This is a genomic window from Microtetraspora malaysiensis, assembly GCF_001528665.1.
GTDB classification, from domain to species: Bacteria; Actinomycetota; Actinomycetes; order Streptosporangiales; family Streptosporangiaceae; genus Microtetraspora_A; species Microtetraspora_A malaysiensis.
Window position 1 is genome coordinate 254,396 of sequence record NZ_BBYJ01000005.1, and the last position, 22,441, is coordinate 276,836.

Here is a 22,441-nt window from a genome sequence, read left to right on the forward strand (position 1 = left end):
GATCAGCGGCTCACCGTGGTCTCCCGCTCCATGTGCGACAGCTTCTCCGGATTACGCACGGCGTAGAGCCCCGTGATGAGGCCGTCGTCGATGCGCACCGCCATGACGGTGTCGAGGCCGCCGTCGCGCCGGAAGATCAGTGCCGGGTGGCCGTTGACCTGCGCCGGCTCCAGCGACGCCGGGGCGATCCTGCCCAGCACGTGGGCCACCTGGTCGGCCCCCACGATGGGTACCAGCGCGGCCTGCTTGAGGCCGCCGCCGTCCGCCACGAGGACGACGTCCGGCGCGAGGATGTCGAGCAGGCGTTGCAGATCACCCGTTTCGACCGCGCTCTGGAACGCCTCGAGCGCGTCGCGGGTCTGGACCGCGGAGACGGCCCCGCGCGGCTGGCGGGCGGCGACGTGTGACCGTGCCCGGTGGGCGATCTGGCGGACCGCGGCCGGGCTCTTGTCGACGGCATCGGCGATCTCGTCGTAGGCCAGGTCGAACACCTCGCGCAGCACGAACACGGCCCGCTCGGTCGGCGTGAGCGTCTCCAGGACCAGCAGCATCGCCATCGAGATGCTGTCGGCCAGCTCGATGTCCTCGGCGACGTCGGGCGCGGTCAGCAGCGGCTCGGGCAGCCAGGGGCCGACGTAGGACTCCTTGCGCCGGCTGAGCGTACGCAGCCGTTTCAGCGCCTGGCGCGTGGTGATCCGGATCAGGTACGCGCGCTGATCCCGCACGGTGCCGAGGTCGACGCCCGCCCACCGCAGCCAGGTCTCCTGCAGGACGTCCTCGGCGTCGGCGGCCGAGCCGAGCATCTCGTAGGCGACCGTGAACAGCAGGTTGCGGTGGGCGAGGAACGCCTCGGTGGCCGAGTCCACGGCGGGGTCCACGCGGGTGTCACGAGCGAGGGGCCCGGCCGTGTCCGTCGGTTGCTCGCTGTGTTCGCTCATTGGTGGTTCCTGTCTGTTCGTTCGCGACCGTGCCATGCATACGATCCCGGGCCCCTCCCCTTTGTGACACCCGCGACGGGTGACACACGTCACATGGGACGCGCTGTCACAAAGATCCGGTCGCCGGGATCTCTTGGTCGTCAGGACGCCGCGCCAACGATCCACGCGGCGCTCTTCTGTGTGGAAGGAACGTCATGAGCTCAGCGCTTGAAATCCTTCGCCGTGACTTCGGCGGCGACATCATCGAACCGGGCGCGGCGGAGTACGCGTCGGCCGGCCGCGCGGTACTGGCCTCGGGCAGCCCGGCCTATGTTCTCCGGCCCAAGAGTGTCGCGGATGTGCGAGCAGGGGTCGGATTCGCCGCCGGCGCAGGGCTTGTGCTGTCCGTGCGAGGCGGCGGCCACAGCTTTCCGGGCTTCGGCACCAACGACGACGGCGTCGTGATCGACCTCAGCAGGCTCGCCGACGTCGAGGTCGTCGACAAGGAACGTCACCTCGTCCGGATCGGCGGCGGCGCCACCTGGGGTCAGGTCGCGGCCGCCCTCGCCCCGCATGGACTGGCGATCTCCTCGGGTGACACCAAGGACGTCGGTGTCGGTGGGCTGACGTTGACCGGTGGCATCGGCTGGAAGGTCAGGAAGTACGGCCTCGCGTTGGACAACGTGGTCGCCGCAGAGGTGGTCACGGCCGGCGGAGAGGTCGTGCGGGCGAGCGCGGAGGAGAACCCGGAGCTGTTCTGGGCGATCCGCGGCGGCGGCGGCAATTTCGGGATCGTGACCGCCTTCGAGTTCGTGGCACACCTGACGACGGACGTCTTCAACGGCAGGATCGCCTTCCCGGCGTCGGAGGCGGCCGTCGTGCTCCAGGGGTGGGCGGACCACCTCCGCGTCGCGCCCGAAGAGCTCACCTCCATCGCGAGCTTCGCCAATCCCTTCGCCGGCGGGCCCGAGGCGCCGGTCGAGATCCAGGTCACCTTCGACGGCGATGACCCGGAGCTCGCGGCGCAGGCCATCGACCCGATCCGCCGGCTCGGCACGGTGATCGACGACAATGTCGCGCTGAAACCCTATGGCGACACGCTGGTGGACGGCCTCACCCCGCCGCCGGGCATCCGGCTCGTCACCCGAAGCGCCTTTGTCGGCAAGGAATCGGTGCCCGAGGTCATTCGGATCCTTGCCGAGGTCGGGGCATCGACAGGGTCGCCGCTCATCGCCGTTCGCAGCGTCGGCGGTGCGGTGTCCCGCGTTCCCGACGATGCCACCGCCTATGCGCATCGCCGGGCGGAGCTGATGTTCGTGACCACCGTCGCGGGTCCGCGGCCGGTCGTCGAGGCCGCGCGTCCGGCTCTCGAAGCGATCTGGGCGAGACTTGCACCTCACATCGACGGCGCCTACGCCAACTTCCTCGCTTCTGCCACCGAGGAGGATGTCGCCGCGATCTATCCGAGGCAGACCTACGAGCGGCTCGCGGCGGTCAAGCGTCAGTATGACCCCGGCAATCTGTTCGCCCGCAACCACAACGTCCGGCCCCAGTAGGCCCTGCGGACAAAGCGACGCCGTTGCGGGCGTGCCAGAACGCCAGGATCTTGCTCGGCGGTGCCGGCCGCTCAGGCGTGGTCGGCGCAGCAGGGCGTGGGATTGGGGATCTCGGCCGGGGTCAGGCGCCCACCGGACGCGGGCATGGTGACCAGCGTCAGCACACCGTCGCGCCACTCCGGCCGCACGTGGTCGTTGGTGACCACGGCCGTGTCCGCGTCCGGCTCCTCCACCTGGGCGAGGACGACCACCCGCTCGACGGCCGAGTGGGCGAGGATCTCGCCGACGGTCAGCGTGCCGGTCAGCTCGTCCCGGCCTGGGAAGAGGACGATCCTGCCCGACCGTCCGGCCGCGTGCTCGGCCGCGGCCAGCGCCGCGCCGTCCGCGTCCGGGCCGGTACGGCGCTCGCCCAGCGCGGCCGAGACGCCCTCGGGCAGGAGGGACAGGCCGGCGTCTCCGCCGGCGTCTGCCTCCAGGCTGACCGAGCACGCCACGTGGGGGAGCGCCCCGGTCCTGACGAAATGCGTGCAGCCGATCACGCCGGACGGCAGGCCGAGCGCCTCCACCACGGAGTGGAGAAGGCGCTCGGCCTCGGCGACCGTACGTGATCCCGAGTCGATTCCAAGGATCATCGGCGCGGCAGGATCCAGATCGGGTTGGTGTAGAACCACAGGTCGTTCCACGGGTCGGCGTCGCCGAAGACGTCGATCTGGGGGCCGTTCGGGTCGACGGACGAGCCGAGCAGGCCGGCGGCGGAGCGCCTGCCGTCGGTGCCGCGCAGCCGCACGTAGATGGGCCGGTCGACGGCGCCCACCTGGTAGGTGAACGTGACGGTGCCGCTGTTCTTGCCGACCTCGAACGACTGCACGACCTTCGTGTTCGGCGTGGTGAACGCGTCCTTGTCCGACACCGGGCCGGTCACGTCGCCCTGGATCACGTCGACCCGGGCCAGGGTCGGCACGAACTGCGCCCAGTTCGGGGTGTTCGCCAGGGTGATCTGGATGGACACCTCGGTCTTCGCGCCCTTGCGCACGAACAGGGTGTCTCCGAGGGTGACACCGTGGTTGCCCTGCGCGCGGGCGCGCACGACCAGGCCGCTGATCAGGCCGCCGTGGTCGACCCAGATCCGGCCCTGCCGGATGCCCTCCATGACGGCGGCGTAGGAGAAGTTCGTCGCCCCCACATGGGTGCGGCTGTAGTAGCCGGGCCAGAAGTCGCCGTTGGACAGGTTCGGCACGCCCTTGTAGATCGGGTCCTCGTACCTGCCGTTGGCGTCGAAGTCGCTGCCGGGGCCGCGGTCGGTGGTGTCGCCGTAGACCGTGTGCGAGTCGGAGTTGGCGGTGATCCACCAGGGCTTGCCCTCGGCGAGCAGGCTGTCCCACAGGCCGCCGACCGTCGCGGTCATCCAGTCGAAGCCGCCGAAAGTCTTGTAGCTCTCGGCCGGGTAGCCGGGGAACGAGTCGGCGCTGGGGCCGTTGTCGTAGTAGCCGCGGCCGGCCCCCGGGCCGTTCGGCTTGGCGATGCCCGCCGCCTGGTGGCCGGGCGCGCCCTCCATGCCCACGGCGATGTCCGGCTGGGCTTCGCGCCAGCCGCGGATCTCGTGCGGCGAGTCGATGCCCTTGCGCGCGGGGTGGTTCGCGAGGAACAGCGCGTCGGGGACGCGGCGCCGCTTGACGGCGTCGGCCAGGAAGTTCAGGCCCGCGATGGCGAGGGCCTCGTTCTGCGGGGTTCCGGAGGTCGCGCCCTTGACCACGCCGTCGAAGGTGTTCTCGAACTCCTTGAGCGTGGCCACCTCGCCCTTGCCCGGTGCGACGAAGACGGTGCCGTGCTCGGCGGCCGGGATGTTCCACTCCAGGCCCTGGAAGACGAGGGTGTCCTTGACGGCCTGCCGGGCGGCGACGATGTCGGGGTTGACCTTCTCCACGCCGATCTTCGCGTGCGCCACGCTGCCGTGGTCGGTGACGACCATCCAGTCCAGCCCGTACGCGTTGGCGTGCCGTACCTGGTCGATGACCTTGTACACGCCGTCGGAGCTGTACTGGGTGTGGATGTGGTGGTCGCCCGCGAGCCAGAGGAAGCCGTCCTGCTTCTCGGGACCGCCGGCCGAGCGGGCCGCGGCCGCGGCGGCCGGGGTCACGGCGCCGAGGACGCCGGCGGCGGTGAGCCCGGCGCCCAGGAGTCCGGCGCGGCGGAACATCTGGCGCCGGGACAGGTCGCCCGGCGCCAGCTCCTGGTCCGGGATGGCCATGTCGGCGGCGGGCGAGATGTCGCCGCCGTGGTCATGGTCATGGTCATGGTCGTGGTGATGGTGGTGGTGTTCGTGGTCGTGGGTGTGGGGGTGCCCGTGACCCATGGGGGTGCCCTTTCTCTCCGCCGGAGCAGAGATCGCGCTCCGGCTACGCAGGGCACCATTTCGGAATCGGACAAACGACAAGTGAACGATGCGGACCGTATGGTGGTCGGCTGACTGTACGATCTCCGCCCGGCCCGCCGAGGGACGGCGGGGGTGGCGTCGGGGGAAGGCACGACGAGCCGGGCGGGCCGGACCGCGTCGTCACCGTCGCCGGCTACCGGGCGGCCGAATTCGGCTCTTGATCACGCCTCCACGTTCAGGACGACCTTTCCCCGAACACGGCCGCGCTCGGCGGCCCGGTGCAGGTCTGCCAGGGACTCCAGCGGGCGAACGTCCGCCGTGACGTGGACCACGCCCTTGTCGATCAGCGCCGCGAGCTCGGCCAGCTGGCCTGGGTCGTTGCGGGCCACGAACCGGACGGCGCGCGGATGCTCGATCGGCTGGGTGATCGAGACGAACTCCTTGGCCAGCCGCGTCACCGAGGCGGGTACGTCGGCCACCAGGTTGATCAGCACGTCGTTGCCGCCCGGCAGGGGAGCGCTGGTGTAGTCGACGATCTCGTCGGCGCCCAGCGCCCGTACGGCAGCGGCGCTGCGCGGGCCGGCGGTCGCCACCACGTACGCGCCCGCGTGCTTGGCCAGTTGCACGGCGAACAGCCCGACGCCGCCGCCGGCCCCGTTGATCAGCACCCGGGTGCCGCGGCCGATGCGGGCATGCTCGAAGACCGCCTGCCACGCGGTGAGCCCGGCCACCGGCACGGCAGCCGCGTCCGCCAGCGGAATCCGCTCCGGTGCCCCGGCGAGCGCGCTCGCCGTCGCGACCGCGTACTCGGCCGCCGCCCCGTCGATGAGCCCGAACACCCGGTCGCCGGGGGCGAAGTCACCCGCCCCGGTGACCACGGTGCCCGCGACGTCCCAGCCGAGCGTGTGTGGCAGGGTGACACCGAGCACGCCCTGCAGCAGGCCCATCCGCAGGCCGACCTCCGACGGGTTGAACGACGTGGCGGCCACCCTGATGAGCACCTCGCCCGGCCCGGGCTTCGGCACCGGCACCTCGTCCAGGGAGATCACCGAGGCGTCGCCGTACTCGTGGATGCGGGCGGCCCGCATGGTGCCGAGGAAGTCCGCGGCGTGGTCGCTCGCCCACGTCTCGAACGTGCTCGCGGGCGCCCCGGTGACCTCCTCCACGGTCCGAGTGGTGGGGCCGGGCTCGGCCATACTGCGCAGCATCCCGTCGACGGCCGGTGCGGGCCATCCCAGCCCGAGCAGCCGTCGCCTGGCCTCTTCGTGAGGCTCCTCCTCCCAGCGCACCGTCCGGCCGATCGCGGCGCCGATCGCCCGCGCCTGCTCCCGCTGGGTCAGCGGCCGGGGTCCGGTCAGCGTGTAGACCGCGCCGTGGTGCCCTTCGCCGAGCAGAGCGCGCACCGCGACGGCTGCGATGTCCCGTTCGTGGATGGGGGAGAAGGCCGCGTCGCCGGACGGCTGCCGCACGGCGCCCGCGCGGACCTGCTCGGCCCACCGCAAGGTGTTGGCCGCGAACGCGTGCGGCCGCAGCACCGTCCACTCCCGGGCGGTGCCGGCGATCAGGCGCTCGATCTCGACCTCGTGCGGGCGCGCGGCGGCCGAGGACAGGTAGACCACCCGCCGCGCTCCGATCAGCTCCAGCACCTCGCGGGCACCCTCGGCCGAGGCGAACGGCCACAGCAGAAACACCGCGTCGACACCGTCGAGAGCCGCCTTCAGCGCTACCGGGTCGGTCAGCGCTCTCGTCACCGTGCGGACGTCGGCGCCCGCGTTCTCGAGTTGGTTCACCAGAGGGCGGCCGATCGTGCCGGTCGCCCCGCTGACCAGGACTTTTGTCATGCCGTCAACCATAGGAGCCTTGAAAGAGGCATCCAATGTGCTTCTGTCTGCAATTTATACGCGATCGTCTCCCGGCCTAGACTTGCGCCATGGATGTGCTGAGCGACGTGGTCGCCTCCATGCGCATGGGCGTGCCGCGCTCGGCGCGGGTCGAGTGGCGGGCGCCCTGGGGGCAGCGGTTTCCGTCAGCGCCTGGTTCGGCGGGCTTCCAGGTGGTGCTGCAGGGCTCGTGCTGGGCGATCCCGCCGGAAGGTGAGCCGATCCCGGTCGGGACGGGCGACGTGCTGTTCTTCCCCCACGGACACGGCTACACGCTGGCCGACTCGCCCACCAGCCCCATCGCGGAGCCCGACTGCGATCCGTATGCCGACGCCGAGCTGTTCGCCTCGGCTTCGATGGAGGGCGCCGGGCCCGTCACCGTGATGCTCTGCGGCGGCTACCAGCTCGACTCCAGCCGAGCGCATCCGCTGCTCAGAGGGCTGCCCGAGCTGATCCACCTGCCCGCCAGGCTGGGGCACAACACCGAGCTGCGCGCCGCCGTCGAGCTGCTCGGTAAAGAGATCGACGCCCCGCGGCCGGGCGCCGACATGGTGGTGTCAGCGCTGCTGGACATGCTGCTGCTGTACATCCTGCGCGCCTGGTTCGACGTCTCGATGGAGCACTGCAAAGTTGACGGCTGGGCCGCCGCTCTGGCTGACCCGGCCATCAGCGCCGCACTCGACGGCATCCACCGCGACCCCGCCCACCCGTGGACGGTCGAGTCGCTCGGCCGCCGCGCAGGGCTGTCCCGCGCGGCGTTCTCCCGCCGGTTCACCCAGTTCGTCGGGCAGCCGCCGCTGACCTATCTGACCTGGTGGCGGCTGGGCACGGCCGCGCGCATGCTGCGCGACTCCGACGCCGCGCTGAGCGGTGTCGCCGGCGCGATCGGCTACGGCTCGGAGTTCGCTTTCGCCAATGCCTTCAAGCGTCAGTACGGCATGGCCCCCGGCAAATACCGCCGCCTGGGCTGCCCGCCTTCAGGCCGAACGGAGGCAGGCGCCGAGTGGTAGTCGATGATCGCGATGGTGGCCCGGTGGCTGCGCTGTTTCCTGACCTGCGGCGATCTTCGCGGCTGGTCAGACCCGAGAACTCCTCGCCGCCGTCTTCTTGGTCAGAGGGCAGGTGGCTTCCTGCCGGCGTCGGGTGAGGCGAAGTAGGCGGCGCTTTCGGCGTCCGTCGGGTAGTACGACTCGATCGCGACCTCGTCCAGGGTGATGTCCATCGGCGTGCCGAACGTGGTGGTCGTCGAGAACAGCCGCACCTCCCGTCCGCCGAAGCGGAAGATCATCGGGATGGCGACCTCGGACTCGACCGGTTGGCTCGCGTCCCCCGAGTGGGGGGCCAGGAGTTCCTCGTAAAGTGTGGTGAGCTCGGGGTCGGGAGCCGTGGCGAGCTGCCGTGTGATCCGGATATGCAGCAGCGCACGCACCTGCGCCAGGTTGACGATGTGCGGAGCGAGCCCGCGCGGGTCCAGCCCCAGCCGCACCATGTTGATCGGCGGGACCAGCAGGTCGGGGGCGACGCCGGCGAGGAACGGGTCAATGGCGCGATTGCTCATCACGATGTTCCACCGGCGATCGATGGCCAGCGCCGGATACGGCTCATGCGCGCGCAGCACCCGTTCAATCGCACCCCAGGCCGCGGACAGCGCCTTCTGATCGAGCGGCCGCTCGGCATAGCGGGGCGCGAAACCGGCAGCCAGCAGCAGCCGGTTGCGCTCGCGCAACGGCACGTCGAGCTGCTCGGCCAGCCGCAGGATCATCTCGGCGCTCGGGTGGGACTTGCCGGTTTCCACCAGGCTGACGTGACGAGCCGACACGTCGGCGGCGATCGCGAGGTCCAGCTGGCTGAGCCGCCGGCGATGCCGCCACTGCCGCAGCAGTTCCCCCACCGTGTACATGGGCGACGATGCTACTCATCAGGAAGCAGAACGCCATGAAATGCGATTTCATCGACAACCATCCCGGACAGTGGAAACACTGCGGTCCATGACTACGCAGAACATGACCCACGACAACAAGAGCATCGTCCAGCAGGCGCTGACGGCACTGGTCGCGACCGGCGACGTCAACGCGCTCGCGCCCTTGCTGAGCGACGACTTCCTCCACCACCGGCCGGACGCGACCTCCAGGACGAAGTCAGAATGGCTGGCCGCCGTGGGCGCCGCGCTCGCTCCACTCGCCGGCATGCAGGTCGAGATCCAGCACGTGCTGGCCGACGGGGAACACGTCGTGATGCATTCGCGGCGCAGGCTGCCCGATGCCGGGCCGGAGATCGTGGTCATCGACATCTGGCGGCTCAACGACGGCCTGATCGCCGAGGCATGGGAAATCATCGAGCCGGTGTCCCAGGCGACCGCCAACCTGACCTGGTGGGAGATTCGCTGATCGCCGACCCGGCCGCAAGCCGGGCGCCGCGGCCGTGAACACCGGGGCATCGGGGACGGCCCGATGCCCCACAGGCCGGTCCGGCCCCGGGGAGCATCCGAACGGAAATCAGCGGTAGTCGCTGACCCCCTGGCGCCTGTCGGCAAACGATCGTTGGCCGACAGGGGCGGTGGAGTACGGTCAGTTGCCCGACGGCCGGCCGTAGAGCCGCGTCGGGTCGCCGGCGAGGGCGGACTTGACGAAGCGGCTGGGGTCGTCGACCAGCACCTCGATGGCTCCTGCCTGTACGCCGTCGAGGGCGGCGCGCGCGACATCCGCCGGGTCGATCTTGGGCGTGTCGCGCCCCGCCATCATGTCGGTGTCCGCAGCCCCCAGGTGTACGCCCTGGACGAGGGTCTTCTGGCCGGCGAGTTCGACCCGTACGCCGTTGGTCATGTTCCACTCCGCGGCCTTGGCCACCGAGTACGATCCCGACCCTTCAGCGGTGGCCACCCACGACAGCACGGAGAGGATGTTGACGATCGCGCCTCCGCCGTTGGAGGCCAGGGCCGGGGCGAAGGCGCGGATGACCCTCAGGGTGCCGAAGAGGTGTGTCTCCAGGTCCTGCCGGATCATGTCCAGGTCGTCGGTCAGCAGGCGTGCGCCGGTACTGATACCGGCGTTGTTGACCAGAAGCGTGACGTCCTGCGCCGCTGCGGCCGCCTCTGAGATTGATTTCTCATCCAGCAGGTCCAGGTACAGCGGCGTGACCCGCGTGTCCAGGATGCCGATCGACTCCGGACGGCGAGCGGTCGCGTAGACCTTCTCAGCTCCACGCTCCAGCATCTGCTCGACGAAGCGTCGACCGATCCCTCGATTGGCCCCGGTCACGAGTGCGGTGGAACCGGCGATGTCCATGGTCGTTCCCTTTCTCGGGCGGGCGTACGGTCCGGTCCCGCTCCGTGTTGCCTACGCTAAAACTTGACGTCGGCGTGAAGAGCAAGTCGACGGGCGGCGACAGCACGAGCAGAAGGAGTCGCGATGCGTATCGGCGAACTGGCCGATCGGGCCGGAGTCAGCACGCGGGCCCTGCGCTACTACGAGGAGCAGCTCCTGCTCAGTCCCCAGCGCACGTCCGGCGGCCAGCGCTTCTACCCCGAGGCGGCCGTCGACCGGGTGAAGCTCATCCAGCAGCTCTATACCGCCGGCCTCGGCAGCCGCCTGATCGCCGCACTCCTGCCCGCCATCGACGCCCGTTCGGTGGGTCCCGAGCTACTGGACCGCTTGCTCAACGAGCGCGCCCGCGTCGAAGCGAAGGCCGCCGAGCTACAGGCCGCGAGCCGAAGGCTCGATGTTCTGATCGACCTCGCCACGCACCCTGACACCGAATCGTGCCCGGCCTCACTCGACCCGGACCCGAGCGGCGCGCAGCAGGACAGGACGCCTACCAAAGGTGCTAACGCGGAACGGACATCCCCACGTTGCACGCCTCGGACAGCAGCATCGCGCACAGGCTGGTGGTGAAGCCCTCCATGTGGGACTCGGCGCCGGAGACGTGCGTGAACGTCTCGGCCACGCCGTCGTCGTCGGGGAGGTCGGGGATCTCGCTGAGCTGTCGCGGGCCTTCGGCCGGTGTGGAGGACAAGATCATTCTCGCAGCCGACGGCGATTCCTGCGTTCCTCGACCCCGGATCTGCTGAGCATCTGCTCTCCGACATCGACATAGCCGGCGAACAGCCCGATCACGTCCTGGAGCCGATCTTGTGCCGGGCCGGGATTGACCAGGCCTTCGCCGTCGCGCAGGGCGGCGATCAGCGTTCTGGCCCGCGCATGGCTGGCCTCCAGCAGCGTCTCGATCCCGGCGGTGGCTTCGACGAGGAGCCTGCGGCTGCCGGGCTGCGGGATCACTCGGGCAAGCCCCCAGGAGTCCAGTTGCCGTACCGAGGTGCTCACCGCCCCCTTGCTCAGCTCCAGTTCGGCGGCGATCGCGTCGAGGGAGGCGGGCTCCTCGGTGACCAGGAGCAGCCCATAGACGCGGCCGGTCGCGTGCGGCAGGTTCCACGAGGCCAGCAGGTCACCTACCGACGTGATGAACGCGCGGCGCCTGGCCTCGCTCATCGGGGTGCCCGCCTCGACGCCGGCACCGTACGCAAGAACATCTCGATCGCCTCGTTCACCGTCTGAGGGGCGTCCTGATTCGCGATGTGGCCCGCGTCGGGGATGACCACTTCCTCGACGCCTTCGGCCTGAGCCCATCGGGGCATGGCGGAGGCGATGTTGCCGGTCCGGTCGTGCTCGCCACGGATCAGGCACAGCGGCACCGGCGTACGAAAGCCGGGATCGGGGGTGAGGAACTCGACGGTTGCCCGCCACACCTGGAGGAACTCCCTCTTCGACAACTGGGAGAAGGCCCGCCGGGCATCTGCCCGCGCGGCCTCGCTCACCGCGGAGGCCTCCGCCATCAGGCGAGGAAGGTTCTTGGCCGGGATCATCGCCAGGCTCGGCGCGGCCATCTTCACCAGCAGATGCTCCTTCCACGACAGCGGTGCCGTGTTCCACGCCGCGCCGATCACGATCAGCGCCCGGGCCAGGTCCGGATACCGCCGCACGATCGCCTGACTGAGGTTGCCGCCGAGCGACTGCCCTACCAGGACCGGCCGGTCAAGCGCGAGGCGCTCGATCAGTGTGCGCAGGTCCGAAATCGCCCGTTCGGCGGTGAAACCGGCACTGGTCGGGCGAGACAACCCGTGGCCGCGCATGTCCCATACGACGACCCGGTACCCCCGGGCATGCAAGTACTCGCGCTGAGCGTCGAACATCACGTGATCGGCCCCGGCGCCGTGCGAGAACACCAGCGGTACGCCGTCACCGCCGGTGTCGGCGTAACGGAGAGCGCAACCAGGCAGCGACAGCGTCGCCGACAAATTTACCATTTACTAAATATAGTGAATTTCGTACCAGGTGTGGGGACCAGGCTCGTCAGGGTGAAAGAGCCGCGTTGCGCACGGCCACTGTGATCGAGACACGTGCGCTCGCTCATCACGAGTCAAGGAGAGGGGGCGCACCTTGTCCGGCGAGCTTGCCATCGCGGTTGACCAACTGGCACTGCTCGAAGGACAGGCAGCCGCAGCCGACGCACTCGGCGAACTGGTCGCGCATGCGCTCCAGCGTGGCGATGCGGGTGTTGATCGCCTCGCCCCAGCACTCCGACGCCTTCAGCCACAGCTCTCGGGTGGGAGAGACGTGGTGCGGGACGTACTCCAGGACGCCCTCGATCACCGACAGGGGTATGCCGACGCTTTGAGAGGCGCGGATGAACGCGAGCCTGCGCAGCGTGCTGCGGTGATAGCGGCGCTGGTTGCCGACGGTGCGGCGGCTGGCGATGAGCCCTTTGCGCTCGTAGAAACGCAGGGCGGAGGCGGGCACGCCGCTGCGCTCGGACAGCTCCCCGATGGTCAGCTCCGCGACGATCGCGTCGGAATCCGGCATGCCGGCCAACCTAGCTTGACTTGAACCTTGGTTTAACAACGAGCCTGGTTTGGCCAGGGCGTCCAAGGACGCCGCCTATCCCCTCGTGACCAGTGGAGAGACCGCCGTGCCCGAAGAGCAGCTCCAGCTTGCAGTGATCGTCGGCAGCGTACGGGACGGCCGGCTCGGCCCGACCGTCGCCGCCTGGATCGCGGGCCAGGCCCGCGAGCGCGACGACTGGATCGTCGACGTCATCGACCTGGCCGGGATAGACCTGCCCATGGTGCTGCCGGATTTCGGCGGCACGCCCACGCCCGCCGCGGCCCAGGCCCTGGCGACGCTGACCCCCCACCTGGAGAGGGCCGAGGCGTTCGTTGTGGTCACCCCCGAGTACAACCACAGCTTTCCCGCCTCTCTGAAGAACGCCGTCGACTGGCACAACCGGCAGTGGCACACCAAGCCGATCGCCTTTGTCAGCTATGGCAGCATCTCCGGCGGCCTGCGCGCGGTCGAGCAGCTTCGACTGGTCTTCGCCGAACTGCACGCGGTCACCATCCGCGACACCGTCAGCTTCCAGCACGCCTGGGCCCAGTTCGACGCGGATGGCACGCCGACCGACCCGGACGCGTGTACCGCCGCCAAGATCATGCTCGACCGGCTCGACTGGTGGGCGCGGACCCTGCGCGAGGGCAGGGCGGCCCGCCCCTACTCCGCATGAAGGGTCGCCCCTGCGACCACGTCACGGCCCGTCCCCACACACCGGAAGAGAAGGCTGCTGTGAACGAGACCACATCTGAGTGGATCAAGCGCCACGCCCATCCACTGACCACACTGGATCCCCAGCGCGCTGCCCATGCCGGTGCCCAGCCCGCCGGCGGATTTCGCCGAGACGCCGTTGAGCGCCGCCGGCCTGGACGCGTTCCTGCTCGACCTGCGTACGCCTGGACCCGAACCGGTACGCGCCTGGCTGGAGGAACCGGCCAGAACCCGGCTGATCGGCCCCGCCCAAGACTTCACAGAACACCTGTCCGGCGGATCGTTCGGCGGCTGGTTCGACGTCGTCGCACACCTTCGGCGGGTGACCCCCGTTCACCTCATCTCCATCTGACGCAGCAGGAGACGCAATGAACACTCTGAATGGCAAGACCGCCCTCGTCACCGGCGCGAGCAGGGGAATCGGCCGGGCCGTCGCCCGGCGCCTGGCCCGCGACGGCGCCCGCGTCGCCGTCCACTACGGCACAAACGAGCAGGCCGCCAAGGAAACCGTGGCCGCGATCGAGACGGCAGGCGGGCACGCCTTCGCTCCGCAGGCCCAACTGGGTACGCCCGGTGACGCCGAACGCCTGTGGGGACGGCAGACGTGCCGGTAAGAAACGTGTCATGGGCCCCAAACGAGCGAACGCTGGTACGGCTGGCGCACCAGCCGTACCAGCGGCACGGTCCCACTCTTCAGGCCCGGCGCCTCGCCGCTCTCGATGTTCGTGGAGTTTCGGCACCACGCCGGTTGCGACGGCCGCGCCCGGCTTCGAACGGATCTCCGCTCACGCATAGTGACGAACCATGGGAGGCCGGCCGCGCGTTGTCTGCGGCATGAGAGTGCGCCGCGGGCGAAACGCCGCTAAAGATTCCCGTCGCCCTCTCTTCAGCCCGGTATCGGAAAGAAGTCACTGATCGCGTCCCGAATGCTCTTCCCCAGATCTGTGTGAGCGTCGCCGCCTTCCAAAGATGCGACGATAAGCTTTCTGATCAGCAGGGCGTCCGCGTCAGCCGTCGCTCAGGGGCCGCTCTGACGGGCGAAACGCGGGTCGGAGGGATCGGCTCCGCCGCGGCGAGAGATTTCTCCGGGGGCGTGTCGATCCGCGGGCCGCTCGTTCGACGTGTGGGTGCGAGGGCCGAGAGGCGGCCCCGCCGGACGAGGAGAACGCGATGCCGAAGTACCTGCTGATCATGCGGGATACCGACGAGTCGAACGCGGCCATGATGGCCAACATCGACGAGATGATGGCCACGACCCGCCAGTTCATCGAGGAGATGGTCAAGGCCGGCGTTCTCCTCGCGGCGGAGGGGCTGGACGATCCGGGCCAGGGCGTCGTGGTCGACTTCAGCGGCGAGGCCCCGGTGGTCACGGACGGGCCGTACGGCGAGACCAAGGAACTGTTCGGGGGCTTCTTCCTGCTCGACGTCGCCTCGAAACAGGAGGCGGTCGAGTGGGCCAAGCGGGTCCCGGCGGCCCCCGGGTCCAAGATCGAGGTCCGGCGGGTGCCCGGGAGCGACGAGGTCCCGCAGGTCGACGAGTGATCATCAAGGACTGGGCCGGGCGCGAGAGCAACGGCCAGATCTGATGGGTACGGCCGATGTCGAGGCCGTCTGGCGGATCGAGTCGGCGCGGATCGTCGCCGCGCTGACCCGGTTCACCGGCGATTTCGGGCTGGCCGAGGACGCGGCCCAGGAGGCGGTGGCCGAGGCGCTGGTGTCGTGGCCGCTCGCCTCTCCGGCGAATCCGGCCGGCTGGCTGATGGCCACGGCCCGGCGGCGGGCGATCGACGCGATCCGCCGCCGGACCGCCCTCCAGGACCGATACACCCTGCTGGCGGCCGACTTGGCGGTCGACTCAGCGGTTGACGAAGAAATCGATCGCGACAAGATCGATGACGACGTGCTGGCGCTGATGTTCGTCAGCTGCCACCCGATGCTCTCCCCCGAGGCCCGGGTGGCGCTGACCCTGCGCGTGGTCGGCGGCCTGTCCAGCGAGGAGATCGCCCGCGCGTTCCTCGTACCCGTGCCGACCGTGCAGGCCCGCATCACCCGGGGCAAGAAGACGATCGCGGCGGCCGGGGTGCCGTTCGAGCTGCCGCCGGCCGCCGAGCGCCGGGAGCGGTTGGGCGGCGTGCTCAGCGTCCTCTACGTGATCTTCACCGAGGGGTCGACGGCCACGTCGGGCGACCGGCTGCTGCGCCCCGATGTCGCGTACGAGGCGATCCGGCTGGCCCGCACGCTGGCCGCGCTGCAGCCGGACGAGCCGGAGGTGCACGGCCTGCTGGCGTTGTGCGAGCTGACGGCCGCGCGTTTCCCGGCCCGGACCGGCCCGGACGGTTCGCCGGTCCTGCTCGACGAGCAGGACCGGCGGCGGTGGGACTTCTCGGCGATCCGCCGTGGGCTGGCCGCGCTGGCCAAGGCATCGGCTCGCGGCCTCGGCCCCTACGGCCTGCAGGCCGCGATCGCCGCCACCCACGCGTCGGCGCCCTCCGTCGAGGCGACCGACTGGGACCGGATCGTGGTGCTCTACGAGGCACTCGGCCGGGTCGCACCCTCGCCGGTGGTCGAGCTCAACCGGGCCGTCGCCGTTGCCATGGCCTCGGGCCCGGCGCAAGCCCTGGCCATCGTGGACGAGCTGATCGCCTCGGACCGGCTCCCCGGTTCGCATCTGATCCCGACCGTACGCGGTGAGCTGCTGGCTCGACTCGGACGGCGATCGGAAGCGCGCGCCGAGCTGGAGCTGGCGGCCCGGCTGTGCGCCAACCAGCGCGAACGCTCAGTGCTGCTGCGCAAGGCGGCCACGCTGAGCTGAATTCTCCAGCTCGGCGTCCGGCAGCTCTGAGCGGCCGCGCGGGAACCGGCCGTGCCGCGTGTGGAACTGCAGCAAGATCACGAAACCGAGTCGCGTGGCGTCGCGCTTCCTGGCGATGAGGTCGCGCTCTTCGTCCAGGATCGTCCAGTCCGATCCTCCCCGCGGGCCTTTCCCGCGCCGGGCGTGGGGGAGGGGACGCTGGACGGTCAGCGTGATCTGTAGTAGCCGAGCAGGGCTTCCCAGCGGGCGCGTGGCCAGCGTGGCCAGTCGATGCGCCGCCCTTCGAGTGAGTCGGCCAGGAAGTCGAGGTGGGCGTGCCAGAACGCCAGGACCTTGGGCGCCTCGTCGCCGTAGTCGCCGGTGGCGCTGAAGAGGAGCAGGCAGCCGCTGCCGTCACCCTCGAGCTCCCAGCGGAGGGCGCCGTGGGCGTCGGTGTCGATCTGGAGGATGTGTGGCGGCTTGTACGCGCTGATCAGGCCGTGGACGACGGGGGCGTTCTGGCTGCCGTGCTCGTCCGTGCCGAGCCACCGCAGGGTGACCTGGCCTCCGAGGTGGTGCTCGACCTCGGCCTCGGCGAGCCATTCGATCAGGTGCTTGGGCTCGCTGATCGCGCGCCAGACGCGCTCGACGGGGTGGGGGAGGCGGCGCTCGAAGCGCAGGGTACAGGTGTCGCCGGTCGTGGACACGCTGCCGTACTCGGTCATGGTGATCCCTCCCGTATTCCTCATCAGGCTAACTCGCGTGCCGCGAGATCCCGTTCCGGGACCGGAACAGCGCGTGCGCGCGTGGACGCGGCCGGTCGGCGAACTATTGAAATCTACAACGTAAAGGCGCGGGGGTTGTGCAAGATCAACATGGCCGAACATCACAACGCAAAACCCCTCTGCAACAGACCAGGCCGTCCGCTCGGACGGCCTGGTTATCCGGGCGCCGCCGCGGGCGGGCGGCACCTATGGCCGCTGTGCCGCCCGCGCCGGCGTCCCATGAGCATGGGCCGGTCGCGCGGCGCCGTGCCGCCGGAGGTGAACCGTTCGCGGTTCCTTGGCGGGCCGCGGCGGTGCGCGATGAAGGTCCGGCGTCTTCTGGGATTCCTCTCAGGCGTGGGTGGGTTCGGTGACACCGAACCACTGCCGCAAGGCCGTCCGGAGTGCCTCCATTTCCGTGGGATCTGGCTGGGGTGACGCGGATGCCCAGGCCACATAGCAGTCCGGTCGAAGGAGCAGGGCGGTGGGCGCTGAGGCCTGGGGGCGGGCGGTGACGATGTCGACGTGGTCCTGCGGCAGGGCAAGCGTCTCCGCCAGGGATGCTTCTTCGGTCAGGTCAAGCAGCAGGGGGCGTGCGGCTCTGGTCAGCTCGGCCAGCCGGACCGGCCCGGCCGCGGTGTGCAGGTCCATGTCCGGGGCGAACCGGCCGATCAGTGGGTGCGCCTCGGGTACGCCCATGTCGTAGCGGGTGTCGGCGCCTGCGACGAGTTCGGCGAGGCGCCGTACGGTGCTTTGGTCGCGGAGCAGTTCGGTGAACACTTCGCGCAGTCCGGTGACGTCGCCGCCGGGGGCTATCAGGGCCGACTGTGCCTGCGCGTTCAACACCATGCGGCGGGCGGCTGATCGCCGCTCCGTCTCGTAACTGTTCAGCAGTCCGGGCGGGGCGCTGCCGCGGACCGCGGCGGCGAGTTTCCAGCCGAGGTTGACCGCGTCCTGCAGGCCGAGGTTGAGCCCGGGTCCTCCCCCCGTGGCGGCGTACACGTGGGCGGCATCACCGATCAGGAACACGCGGCCGTCGGAGAACCGTTCGGCGACTCGGGTGTTTCCGCCGGTCAGGCGGCGCAGCACGTGCGGCCCTTCGCCGTCGGGCGGACCGAGTGGCACGTCGACGCCGAGCACGCGGCGGATGCTCGCCCGCAACTCGTCAAGGCTCATTGGAGCGTCGGTCTCGGACTGGTCCCACTCTGTGGTGCTGATCAGCGGCGGGTGGCCGGGCATCGGTGCGTAGGAGAACCCGCCGCGCTCGGTGCGGCGGGGCAGGAACGGCGGAACCGCGCCGTAGCCGGGCACGTTCAGCGCACCGGTCGCGGGATCAACCCAGTCCGCCGGGATCGTCGCGTGCGCGGTGCGGACGGTCATCCGGTCGTAGGTGACGCCGGGGAATTCGATGCCGGAGAGTTTGCGCGTGGTGCTGTGTGCGCCATCCGCGCCGATGAGGTACCGGGCCCGCAGCTGGTATGCCCCGCTCGGACTCGCGACGTCGACGGTGACCGCGTCGTCGTCCTGCGACAGGCCGACGACCTCGTGTCCCCGTCGGATTTCCACGCCCAGTTCGATGGCGCGTTCCTGCAGCACCTGCACTATGCGGCGCTGCGGCACTGGCAGGGCATGGATGGGGCTGTCCTCCAGCAGGCTGAGGTCCAGGCCCATCGCGCCGAACATGAAGTATGCGGAGTTCGGCCGCGGTGGTTCTTGGCTGCCGCTGAGGCGTTCGTGCAGCCCCCGGTGGTCGAGCACTTTCACGACCTGGCCGAGTAGTCCGTTCGCTTTGGGTTCCTGGCTTATCTCCGGTAGCCGCTCCAGCAGGATCGGCCGGACCCCTGCGAGGCTGAGTTCGCAGGCCAGCATCAGTCCGTTCGGGCCGCCTCCGGCGATGACGACATCTGTGATCACGTTTTCTCCTTCGTTCGCATGGAATTCGCATGGAAAAGGCAGGGCGGGTGGAGCGCGGAAGCGCATGGCCGGTGGGCGGTGCCGGTGTGGCTCGCTTCGGGTTGCGGTCCTTGCCGTGGTCAGCCGCGGTAGTACTCGGCGAGGGCGGTGAAGGCGGCCTTGGGTTCCCATGGCATGTCGGGGTAGGTGGCTCCGAGGCGGTCCTCGTAGACCTTGACGATGCCGTAGCTGGCCAGGTCCAGGTCCTCGTGGGGGAGGCCGTCGGGGCGGTGCACATGGTCGTACAGCGCGAAGGTGAACACGAAGGCGCTGTCGATGCCTCCGGCTTGGAATGCCTCCAGCAGCTCGCGCACGTACGCGGCCTGACCGGCCTCGTCCCGGGCGTACTCGCCGTTCAACCGAACGGGACCGTTCTGGTCGTACTCGACGATCTCCAGGCCGAGAGCGCCCCGCTCGCCGGCACCCTGGTAGCCGGCGGCGCCGAACTCGGTGATCGCGACCGGCTTTCCCTGCGCGGCCAGGCCGCGGACGCCGTCGGCGAAACGGTCGGCGATCTCGGCCGACCGATAGAGATCCACGGACATGAAGTCGAAGAGCGCCCAGTCGACGCGCTCAAGCGGTACGGAGGCGTAGGTCACCTTGCCGCCGAAGCCTGCGCGGACGAGCGCCACGGCCGTGCCGAGGAACTCGTTGACGCGTGCGCTGACCTCGCCGATCTGCTCACGCACGCGATCCGGCCGGCTCAGCAGTGCGATCCGCTCGTCGGTGCTGTCACCGGGCAGGAGCCCGGGATTCATCAGGCTCAGCTCGGCGCCGGTGACGAGCACCACCTCGGCTCCTCGCGACCTCAGCCGCTCCGCGCGTTCGGCGCAGTCGGCGAACAGCTTCAGCATCTCCTCGGTGGTCAGTTCGAGGGGGTAGGGGGAGAACCAGATCTCCAGGCCCAGGTCGGCCGCGTGCGTCGCCGCCAGCTCTATCCGTTCCGGGTCACCGCCCATGATGCGGACCGCGTTGCAGTGCAGGTCATCGCGGATGATGCGCAGCTCGCGCTTGACCGTCTCCGGGTTGAAGTGCTTGCGAGAGGTCGCTCCGTTCTTGATGAAGCCGGTGTCGTAGCTGATGCCTTTGGCGCGCACGGGTTTTCCTTCTCCTACAACGCTCTTACGGTACTGGGCGTACCCTAATTGCCGCTGTCCAGCGTTGGCAACAAGAATGAGGAGGTACGAGCGGTACCGTTCCCGGGGAGGGGTCATGGCGGGGAATCCGACGCGGCGGCGCGGAGCGGCCCTGGAGGAGGCGATCCTGCACGCTGCGGTGGAGGAGCTCACCAAGTCCGGATACGCCGGGTTGACCATGGACAAGGTCGCCGCTCGCGCCGGTACCAACAAGAACGCCATCTACCGACGTTGGCCGAACCGCCTGGCGCTCGGCATCGCCGCCTACCGGCAGCTGGCCACGACGGTCCCGCTCACGGACACCGGCAGCCTGCGCGGTGACGTCCTGGAACTGCTACGCCAGGCCAACCGTCACTGGAGTTCCCCGTTCGGCGCGATCCTGCGCGAGCTGTTCGCCGCGGCCGGTGGGACGTCGGAGCTCCTCGCGCAGTTGCAGGACCAGTCCGGTGACGCTGTGGCCGCCCCCTGGTTGACCATCCTGGGGCGCGCGGTCGCACGCGGTGAGGCAGCACCCGAAGCGCTTCATCCACGGGTCGCCACGGTGGCCATCGTCCTGCTGCGCAACGAGTTCGTCGTGCGCGGAGTCCCTACCGCCCCCGACGACGTCCTCATCGAGATCGTCGACGAGGTGTTCCTGCCCCTGGTGCGGCGGCGCGGGCCGACCTCAAGCTGATCTTCCGCGCTGGTGCCGAGACCTGTAGTGGAGGGCCGATGAGGCGGCTCGGGAGAGGTGGCGGGTCGGGGAGAATGGGGGAACGTCGCGAGCGGGTCCGGCCCGCCCTCGCGTTCGCCGCTCTTTCCTGGCAGGAGACCCCGTACGTTGTCCCAGCAGCAGCACGCTTCGTCCACTGAGATCGACCGTCTCGGCCTGCGCGCCGACTGCGCGAGCTGCTTCGGGCTGTGCTGTGTCGCGCTGCCTTTCGCCGCTTCGGCCGACTTCGCGGTCGACAAGGACGCGGGGAAGCCGTGCGCGAACCTGCGGGACGACTTCCGCTGCGGCATCCACGCGCATCTGCGTGAGCGCGGCTTCGCGGGCTGCACCGTTTTCGACTGCCTGGGGGCCGGGCAGAAGGTCTCCCAGGTCACCTTCGGCGGGCGGGACTGGCGGCGGCACCCGGACACGGCGCGGCGGATGTTCGACGTGTTCGCCGTCATGCGCCAGCTCCACGAGCTGCTCTGGTACGTCAACGAGGCGTTGTCGCTGGCGGCGGCCCGCCCGGTTCACGATGATCTCCGTACCGCCCTGGACGGCATCGACCGGCTCACCCGCGAGAGCGCCGAAACGCTCGCGGAGACGGACGTGGCGGCGGTGCGCGCGGAGGTCAACGCGCTGCTGCTGCGCGCCAGCGAGCTGGCGCGGGCGGGGGTTGCGGGGCGGAAGAGGAACCATCGGGGCGCCGACCTGATCGGGGCCGGGCTCAGGGGCGCCGACCTGCGGGGTGCCAACCTGCGCGGCGCGTACCTCATCGCGGCCGACCTGGCGGGTGCGGACCTGCGGGCGGCGGATCTGATCGGCGCGGACCTGCGGGACGCCGATCTGAGCGGCGCCGATCTCACCGGGAGCATCTTCCTCACCCAGGCCCAGGTCAACGCGGCCAGGGGCGACGGCGCGACCCGGTTGCCGGCGGCGCTGGCGCGTCCGGCGCACTGGCGGGAGGGGGCGCGGCCGCGCCGGAGCGGTGCGCCCCGGCGCGGGCGGGTCAGTGGACGCTGAACCCGCCGTCGACGCAGATGGCCTGGCCGGTGACGTACGCGGAGGCGTCGCCGGCGAGGAAGACGGCGACGCCCGCGAAGTCGGCGGGGAGGCCGTTGCGGCCGGTCATGGTGCGGGCGGCGAGTGCTTCGACGCGTCCGGGTACGGCCTGGGCGGGCTCGGTGAGCGGGGTGAGCACGAATCCGGGGATGATCGTGTTGCTGGTGACGCCGCGGGCGGACCAGGCCTCGGCCTGTGAGCGGGTGAGGCCGCAGATGGCCGCTTTGGACGCGCCGTAGGCTCCGCTGTCGCCGAACGCGCTGATCGACTGCTGGGAGCCGATGTTGATGATGCGGCCCCAGCCCCTGGCCGCCATGCGGGGGGCGAAGTGCTGGCCGAGCAGGTAGGGGGCGGTGAGGTTGACGGCGATCGTCTGGTCGTAGTCGTCGACGGTGAGGTCGCCCATGGGGGTGCGGATGTTGTTGGCGGCGTCGTTGACGAGGATGTCGATGTCGCCGAAGAACTCGGGGGCTTCGGCGCAGACGCGGGCGACGGCGGCCCGGTCGCCGAGGTCGGCGCTGATGGCGGCGGCGTTCACGCCGTGTTCTTCGAGGGTTCGTACGGTGGCGGCGAGCTCGGCGGGGCGGCGGGCGACGATGACGACGGAGGCGCCGGCGCGGCCGATGGCCTCGGCCATGGCCTGTCCGATGCCGGAGCTTCCGCCGGTGATGAGGGCGGTGCGGCCGCGGAGGGAGAAGAGTTCGGCAGCGTAGGACGACATAGCGGA

General features: G+C 70.1%; 24 protein-coding genes and 1 pseudogene. 11 read left to right on the top strand and 14 right to left on the bottom strand.

The window, feature by feature from the left end; translation table 11 throughout:
* Positions 1–2: 2 nt before the first annotated feature.
* Positions 3–938 carry an RNA polymerase sigma-70 factor gene (locus tag AWQ71_RS04005; RefSeq protein ID WP_084258473.1) on the bottom strand — a complete coding sequence of 312 codons (936 nt, stop codon included), beginning with the start codon at positions 936–938 and terminating at the stop codon, positions 3–5.
* A 194-nt stretch (positions 939–1,132) separates the two neighbouring features.
* On the opposite strand from AWQ71_RS04005, the gene AWQ71_RS04010 reads away from it, so the two are divergent.
* On the top strand, positions 1,133–2,473 hold the full coding sequence (locus AWQ71_RS04010) for an FAD-binding oxidoreductase (protein WP_067126807.1): 1,341 nt from the start codon (positions 1,133–1,135) through the stop codon (positions 2,471–2,473).
* A gap of 71 nt (positions 2,474–2,544) precedes the next feature.
* On the opposite strand, the gene AWQ71_RS04015 is transcribed toward AWQ71_RS04010, so the two are convergent.
* The 3 genes from AWQ71_RS04015 to AWQ71_RS43600 form a co-directional block, all read right to left on the bottom strand.
* Positions 2,545–3,105, bottom strand: a complete 561-nt coding sequence (locus AWQ71_RS04015; protein ID WP_067126811.1) for a hypothetical protein — start codon at positions 3,103–3,105, stop codon at positions 2,545–2,547.
* Positions 3,102–4,826 (bottom strand): PHP domain-containing protein, encoded by a 1,725-nt coding sequence (locus AWQ71_RS04020; RefSeq protein ID WP_067126814.1) that lies wholly within the window; start codon positions 4,824–4,826, stop codon positions 3,102–3,104. Before AWQ71_RS04020 ends, AWQ71_RS04015 begins: the two co-directional genes overlap by 4 nt.
* Before the next feature lie 242 nt (positions 4,827–5,068).
* Positions 5,069–6,688, bottom strand: coding sequence for a zinc-binding dehydrogenase (locus AWQ71_RS43600; RefSeq protein WP_245658100.1), 1,620 nt, complete (start codon positions 6,686–6,688; stop codon positions 5,069–5,071).
* 89 nt (positions 6,689–6,777) lie between these two features.
* Between AWQ71_RS43600 and AWQ71_RS04030 the strand changes: the two genes are divergently transcribed.
* Complete coding sequence (locus tag AWQ71_RS04030) at positions 6,778–7,737, top strand: AraC family transcriptional regulator (RefSeq protein WP_067126819.1); 960 nt, start codon at positions 6,778–6,780, stop codon at positions 7,735–7,737.
* A gap of 101 nt (positions 7,738–7,838) precedes the next feature.
* Here AWQ71_RS04030 and AWQ71_RS04035 read toward each other — a convergent pair whose 3' ends face one another.
* Entirely contained in the window at positions 7,839–8,627 is a 789-nt protein-coding gene (locus tag AWQ71_RS04035) for a helix-turn-helix domain-containing protein (protein WP_067126823.1), read from the bottom strand.
* 88 nt (positions 8,628–8,715) lie between these two features.
* Between AWQ71_RS04035 and AWQ71_RS04040 the strand changes: the two genes are divergently transcribed.
* Positions 8,716–9,114 (top strand): nuclear transport factor 2 family protein, encoded by a 399-nt coding sequence (locus AWQ71_RS04040; protein ID WP_245658101.1) that lies wholly within the window; start codon positions 8,716–8,718, stop codon positions 9,112–9,114.
* Positions 9,115–9,294: 180 nt separating this feature from the next.
* Here AWQ71_RS04040 and AWQ71_RS04045 read toward each other — a convergent pair whose 3' ends face one another.
* A complete protein-coding gene (locus AWQ71_RS04045) occupies positions 9,295–10,011 on the bottom strand; it encodes an SDR family oxidoreductase (RefSeq protein ID WP_067126828.1) in 717 nt (238 codons plus the stop codon).
* Between the two features lie 123 nt (positions 10,012–10,134).
* Here AWQ71_RS04045 and AWQ71_RS39800 point away from each other — a divergent pair, with 123 nt between their 5' ends.
* A complete protein-coding gene (locus AWQ71_RS39800; protein WP_084258475.1) occupies positions 10,135–10,617 on the top strand; it encodes a MerR family transcriptional regulator in 483 nt (160 codons plus the stop codon).
* On the opposite strand, the gene AWQ71_RS41300 is transcribed toward AWQ71_RS39800, so the two are convergent.
* The 4 genes from AWQ71_RS41300 to soxR form a co-directional block, all read right to left on the bottom strand.
* Complete coding sequence (locus AWQ71_RS41300) at positions 10,550–10,744, bottom strand: hypothetical protein (protein ID WP_067126831.1); 195 nt, start codon at positions 10,742–10,744, stop codon at positions 10,550–10,552. The two genes, AWQ71_RS39800 and AWQ71_RS41300, sit on opposite strands and share 68 nt — an antisense overlap.
* Positions 10,741–11,211: a GbsR/MarR family transcriptional regulator gene (locus tag AWQ71_RS04055; protein WP_067126834.1), complete on the bottom strand. Its 471-nt coding sequence runs from the start codon at positions 11,209–11,211 to the stop codon at positions 10,741–10,743. The genes AWQ71_RS41300 and AWQ71_RS04055 overlap by 4 nt, the downstream gene beginning before the upstream one ends.
* Positions 11,208–12,026 (bottom strand): alpha/beta fold hydrolase, encoded by an 819-nt coding sequence (locus AWQ71_RS04060; RefSeq protein WP_067126837.1) that lies wholly within the window; start codon positions 12,024–12,026, stop codon positions 11,208–11,210. Before AWQ71_RS04060 ends, AWQ71_RS04055 begins: the two co-directional genes overlap by 4 nt.
* A 106-nt stretch (positions 12,027–12,132) precedes the next feature.
* A complete protein-coding gene (gene soxR, locus AWQ71_RS04065; protein WP_067126840.1) occupies positions 12,133–12,582 on the bottom strand; it encodes a redox-sensitive transcriptional activator SoxR in 450 nt (149 codons plus the stop codon).
* A gap of 49 nt (positions 12,583–12,631) precedes the next feature.
* Between soxR and AWQ71_RS04070 the strand changes: the two genes are divergently transcribed.
* The 5 genes and pseudogenes from AWQ71_RS04070 (at position 12,632) to AWQ71_RS04090 (ending at position 16,129) form a co-directional block, all read left to right on the top strand.
* Positions 12,632–13,279: an NADPH-dependent FMN reductase gene (locus AWQ71_RS04070; RefSeq protein ID WP_369407183.1), complete on the top strand. Its 648-nt coding sequence runs from the start codon at positions 12,632–12,634 to the stop codon at positions 13,277–13,279.
* Positions 13,280–13,414: 135 nt separating this feature from the next.
* Positions 13,415–13,669, top strand: coding sequence for an erythromycin esterase family protein (locus tag AWQ71_RS04075; protein ID WP_067126843.1), 255 nt, complete (start codon positions 13,415–13,417; stop codon positions 13,667–13,669).
* A gap of 16 nt (positions 13,670–13,685) precedes the next feature.
* Positions 13,686–13,931 (top strand): SDR family NAD(P)-dependent oxidoreductase, encoded by a 246-nt coding sequence (locus AWQ71_RS04080; protein WP_067126846.1) that lies wholly within the window; start codon positions 13,686–13,688, stop codon positions 13,929–13,931.
* A gap of 556 nt (positions 13,932–14,487) precedes the next feature.
* Positions 14,488–14,903: pseudogene (locus tag AWQ71_RS04085) on the top strand (YciI family protein).
* A complete protein-coding gene (locus AWQ71_RS04090; protein ID WP_157570167.1) occupies positions 14,903–16,129 on the top strand; it encodes an RNA polymerase sigma factor in 1,227 nt (408 codons plus the stop codon). The pseudogene AWQ71_RS04085 and the gene AWQ71_RS04090 overlap by 1 nt, the downstream one beginning before the upstream one ends.
* 206 nt (positions 16,130–16,335) lie before the next feature.
* Here AWQ71_RS04090 and AWQ71_RS04095 read toward each other — a convergent pair whose 3' ends face one another.
* The 3 genes from AWQ71_RS04095 to AWQ71_RS04105 form a co-directional block, all read right to left on the bottom strand.
* Entirely contained in the window at positions 16,336–16,833 is a 498-nt protein-coding gene (locus AWQ71_RS04095) for an SRPBCC domain-containing protein (protein WP_067126855.1), read from the bottom strand.
* Between the two features lie 390 nt (positions 16,834–17,223).
* Positions 17,224–18,852, bottom strand: coding sequence for an FAD-dependent oxidoreductase (locus AWQ71_RS04100; RefSeq protein WP_218001634.1), 1,629 nt, complete (start codon positions 18,850–18,852; stop codon positions 17,224–17,226).
* A 53-nt stretch (positions 18,853–18,905) separates the two neighbouring features.
* Positions 18,906–19,922 (bottom strand): glycoside hydrolase family 113 protein, encoded by a 1,017-nt coding sequence (locus tag AWQ71_RS04105; protein WP_067126861.1) that lies wholly within the window; start codon positions 19,920–19,922, stop codon positions 18,906–18,908.
* Positions 19,923–20,037: 115 nt separating this feature from the next.
* On the opposite strand from AWQ71_RS04105, the gene AWQ71_RS04110 reads away from it, so the two are divergent.
* Both AWQ71_RS04110 and AWQ71_RS04115 read left to right on the top strand, forming a co-directional pair.
* Entirely contained in the window at positions 20,038–20,634 is a 597-nt protein-coding gene (locus AWQ71_RS04110; RefSeq protein ID WP_067126864.1) for a TetR/AcrR family transcriptional regulator, read from the top strand.
* 147 nt (positions 20,635–20,781) lie between these two features.
* On the top strand, positions 20,782–21,675 hold the full coding sequence (locus tag AWQ71_RS04115; protein WP_067126868.1) for a pentapeptide repeat-containing protein: 894 nt from the start codon (positions 20,782–20,784) through the stop codon (positions 21,673–21,675).
* On the opposite strand, the gene AWQ71_RS04120 is transcribed toward AWQ71_RS04115, so the two are convergent.
* Positions 21,662–22,435 (bottom strand): SDR family NAD(P)-dependent oxidoreductase, encoded by a 774-nt coding sequence (locus AWQ71_RS04120; protein WP_067126871.1) that lies wholly within the window; start codon positions 22,433–22,435, stop codon positions 21,662–21,664. The genes AWQ71_RS04115 and AWQ71_RS04120 overlap by 14 nt on opposite strands.
* Positions 22,436–22,441: the final 6 nt, after the last annotated feature.